The sequence below is a fragment of the Pseudoxanthomonas sp. LjRoot204_2 genome, from assembly GCF_056175765.1.
Window position 1 is genome coordinate 1 of the sequence record NZ_JBGFFG010000304.1, and the last position, 4,153, is coordinate 4,153.

Sequence of the window (4,153 nt, forward strand, 5' to 3'; positions counted from 1 at the left end):
GCGCTGGAATGGGCCGCAGCCGAAGTGGTGGCCGACGACGACCTGTCGAAGGGCGACGACTGATCGACGGCGTCTGACGTTCCCATCGGAACGGACGATCACCGGAAAGCCCGCGCAAGCGGGCTTTCCGCSTTTCCGGGGTCCGGTTTCGCGTTGCCGTGGAGACGCGACTGGCATAGTCTGGCGGCATGAATTCCGGCCGTACCGCCAAGGCGCTCCGCAGCCCTGCTTCGTCCCGTGACGAAAGCGTGCCGGAGTATGTCGCCCAGTTCGAGAAGTTGGTGGCATACCTGCCGAAGGCGCAGCTGCCGTTGCTGCGGCGCGCGTGGGAAGTCGGTGCGGCCGCGCATGCCGGACAGACCCGCAAGTCCGGCGAGCCCTACATCACCCATCCCGTGGCGGTGGCCGGCGTGCTGGCCGAGCTGGGGATGGATGCCGAAACGCTGATCGCCGCGATCCTGCATGACACCATCGAGGATACGCCGCTGACCGGCGCCGACATCGCCGCCGAGTTCGGCGAATCGGTCGCCGAGCTGGTGGAAGGCGTCACCAAGCTGGACAAGCTGAAGTTCCGCGATCGCCAGGAAGCGGCGGCCGAGAGTTTCCGCAAGATGCTGCTGGCGATGTCGCGCGACCTGCGCGTCATCATGATCAAGCTGGCCGACCGCCTGCACAACATGCGGACACTGGGCGCGCAGAGTGCCGAGGCGCGCGGGCGCATCGCGCGCGAAACGCTGGAGATCTACGCGCCCATCGCGCAGCGGCTGGGCATGAACCTGGTCAAGTCGGAACTGCAGGACCTGGGGTTCCGCGCGCTGCATCCGTGGCGGCACGCGGTGATCGAGAAGCACATCCGCAGCCAGCCGGTGATGCGTCGCGAATCGATGGCCCAGATCGAGGCGCACCTCTCGCAGCGCCTGGCGAAGGAAGGCATCGAGCATCGCCTGGTCAGCAGGGTGAAGACGCCCTGGAGCATCTACCAGAAGATGCGCGGCGAAGGCAAAAGCTTCGATCGGGTGATGGATGTGTTCGGCTTCCGCGTCGTCGTGGATTCCGTGCCGTCGTGCTACCACGCACTGGGTGCGGTGCATGCGCAGTACAAGCCGCTGGACGGCCGGTTCCGCGATTTCATCGCCATTCCCAAGGCCAACGGCTACCAGTCGCTGCATACGGTGCTGTTCGGTCCCTACGGGTCGCCGATCGAGGTACAGATCCGCACCACCGAGATGGACCTGGTCGCCGAGCGCGGCATCGCGGCCCACTGGACCTACAAGTTCGGCACCGATGCCCCGAACAGCGCGCAGAACCGTGCGCATGCGTGGATCGTGGAGCTGATCGACAACCAGCGCGCGGCGGGCTCGTCGCTGGAGTTCCTCGACAACGTGAAGGTGGACCTGTTCCCGGACGAGGTCTATCTGTTCACGCCGAAGGGCAAGATCCTGTCGCTGCCGCGCAATGCCACCGCGCTCGACTTCGCCTACGCGGTGCACACCGATGTCGGCAACCAGGCGGTCGCCTCGCGCGTGGACAAGAAGCTGGTGCCCTTGCGTACGAAGCTGGCCAGCGGACAGAGCGTGGAGATCATCACCGCCAAGTCCGCGGCGCCGAAGCCGCAGTGGCTCGAGTTCGTCGTCACCAGCAAGGCGCGGACCGCGATCCGCCACCAGCTGAAGCAGCTCGAACACGAGGACGCCGTGCAGCTGGGCCACCGGATGCTCGACCGCGCGCTGGAGGACCTCGACAGCTCGCTGGAGCGGCTGCCGCAGCAGCGCCTCGAGGCCTTCCTCAGCGAGCACAAGTACCCACGCCTGGAGGCCTTCCTGGCCGATGTCGCGCTGGGCAACTGGATGCCGTCGCAGGCGGCGCAGGCGCTGACCGCGTTCGCCGAACTGCGCGGTGGCGGGCATTCCAAGCATTCGCAGGAAAAGATCCTGATCACCGGCGGCGAACGCGGCGTGGTCAGCTTCGCGCAGTGCTGCCRGCCGATTCCGGGCGACGAGATCATGGGCTACCACACCGCCGGCAAAGGCATCGTGGTGCATCGGCTCGACTGCCCCAACGTCACCGAATTCCGCAAGTCGCCGGAGCGCTGGGTGCCGATCGCATGGGACGCGAAGGTCACCGGCGACTACGACGCCGCGTTGCTCATCGACGTGGAGAACCGTCCCGGCGTGCTGGCGCAGGTCGCCGCCGCGGTGGCCAAGAGCCAATCCAACATCGAGCGCGTCGAATACCTCGAGCGCGACATCAACGTCGCCGTGCTGCGCTTCTCGATTCAGGTGCGCGACCGTAACCACCTGGCGGAAGTGATGCGCCGGTTGCGGCGCCTCAATGTCGTGCACGGCGTCCGTCGCCAGTGACGTAGGTCGGGCGCAGGCCCGGCGTGCTGATGCTTGTGCTTGCGGCGCTGTAGTTCGGCAGGGTTCCCTGGTCGCTTAAAGCCATCGCGATCCGATCGGCCACGATGGCGGGCCGGGGCCCGCCCTACGTAGAATCCGGGTATCCACACAGGAGTCGCGCATGACCAGGCAGATCATCCACACCGAACAGGCACCCGCCGCCATCGGCCCGTATTCGCAGGCGGTTCGCGCGGGCAACACGGTGTACTTCTCCGGCCAGATCCCGCTGGATCCGGCGACCGGCAATCTGGTGGATGGCGACATCACCGCGCAGGCGCGCCGCGCGTTCGACAACCTCAAGGCGGTGGCGGAAGCGGCAGGCGGTTCGCTCGATCGCATCGTGCGCCTCGGTCTGTACCTGACCGACCTGTCGCAGTTCGCTGCAGTCAATGCGGTGATGCAGGATTATTTCGCCGCGCCGTATCCGGCACGCTCGACGATCGAAGTATCCGGCCTGCCGAAGGGCGCGGCGTTCGAGGTCGATGCCGTGATGGTGCTCGACTGAGTCCTGCCGGGCGTGCGTGCTTCAGGCCGTGCCGCGGGATGAGGGCGGCCGCCGGGTTTCGCTGGGCGTATGCCCGGTCCAGCGTTTGAACGCGCGCCGGAACTCGCGCACGTCGTTGAACCCGATCTGGGTGCCCACCGTGGCGATGGTCATTTCCGCGTCCTGCAGCAGTTCCAGTGCGCGCTCCGTGCGCACACGGTCGTGCACGGCGCTGAAGCTGGTGCCTTCCTCGGCGAGCTGCCGACGCAGCGTGCGCTCGCTGAGGTGGAGTGCAGCCGCCACGTCGGTCATCTGCGGGTTGTCGCGCAGCCGTGGACGCAGTTGCCGTTCGACGGCGGCGGTGGTCTCGCCGCGCAGCGACATCGCCGTCAGTTGTGCACGGCACAGGGCCAGCGCCTGGCCCGAGGTCACCGGGTTGTAGCTGGTGAAGGGCAGCTCCAGCCAGCGCCGGTCGACCACCATCGCGTGCTGCGCTTGGTTGAAGCGGACGTCGCACCCGAACAGGTCGGTGTAACGCGCGGCATAGCGCGGCGCCGGATAACCGAGTTCGAGACGCAATGGCCGGAACTCCGGCCCGACCAGTTCACGGGCCAGCATCAGCGTGCTGGCGAACATCTCCTCGCACAGGAACGGCAGCAGGTCCGCGGCCTCCTCCGGCGCGGTCGCGACCACGGCCAGGCTGCCGTCGTTGCGGTCCTGCATGTCCAGGTCCATCAGGGGGCCGAGGTTGCGCTGGTACTCCAGGCCGATCTGCACGGCGTCGCCGAACGTGGGTGCCGTCTTCATCGCCAGGCCCAGCAGGCCGAAGTTGCCGCCGTTCTGCTTCTCGCCCATGGCCAGCCCCACGCCGTCGATGGGCAGGGTCGGCAGCGCGCGGCGGATGATCTCGCTGGCCTGGCGGTAGGACACGCGCGCCTGCGGGTCGTGGATCTCCTGCACGTTCAACCGCATGCCGGCGAACCAGCTTTCCGCTTTCACGCCGAATTCGCCGGCCAGCAGCACCAGGCCGCACAGCATGTTGGTGGGCAGATTGGCGATCGACAGGCGATTGCCCAGTCCGGTTTTCCAGCGCATCGGAGCTCCTCCAGCTTGTCCGCTTTGCCCCCCGTAGTATGCCGCTCCCGCCCTCCGCGTCACATAGGCCGGCGCACCAGACTGGCCGGTACTACGCAGGCGTATGGGAGGGGAGACTCATGCAGCGCACCATTTCCGTGGCAGTGGCGGGCGCGCTGGCGCTCCTGGCGGGAGC

At 67.3% G+C, this 4,153-nt stretch carries 3 protein-coding genes; 2 read left to right on the plus strand and 1 reads right to left on the minus strand.

The genetic code is table 11. The features are described from left to right. The first annotated feature begins 188 nt into the window (after window positions 1–188). A complete protein-coding gene (locus AC04L7_RS13520; RefSeq protein WP_475513196.1) occupies window positions 189–2,360 on the plus strand; it encodes a RelA/SpoT family protein in 2,172 nt (723 codons plus the stop codon). A gap of 160 nt (window positions 2,361–2,520) precedes the next feature. Beyond that, window positions 2,521–2,904 (plus strand): RidA family protein, encoded by a 384-nt coding sequence (locus AC04L7_RS13525; RefSeq protein ID WP_436000268.1) that lies wholly within the window; start codon window positions 2,521–2,523, stop codon window positions 2,902–2,904. Window positions 2,905–2,925: 21 nt separating this feature from the next. Here AC04L7_RS13525 and AC04L7_RS13530 read toward each other — a convergent pair whose 3' ends face one another. Beyond that, on the minus strand, window positions 2,926–3,978 hold the full coding sequence (locus tag AC04L7_RS13530; RefSeq protein WP_436000266.1) for an AraC family transcriptional regulator: 1,053 nt from the start codon (window positions 3,976–3,978) through the stop codon (window positions 2,926–2,928). Window positions 3,979–4,153: the final 175 nt, after the last annotated feature.

Excerpts from the sequence above, each read along its gene's own strand:
- AC04L7_RS13525 (WP_436000268.1), top strand. The coding sequence starts at position 2,521 with ATGACCAGGCAGATCATCCACACCGAACAGGCACCCGCCGCCATCGGC.
- AC04L7_RS13530 (WP_436000266.1), bottom strand. The coding sequence starts at position 3,978 with ATGCGCTGGAAAACCGGACTGGGCAATCGCCTGTCGATCGCCAATCTG.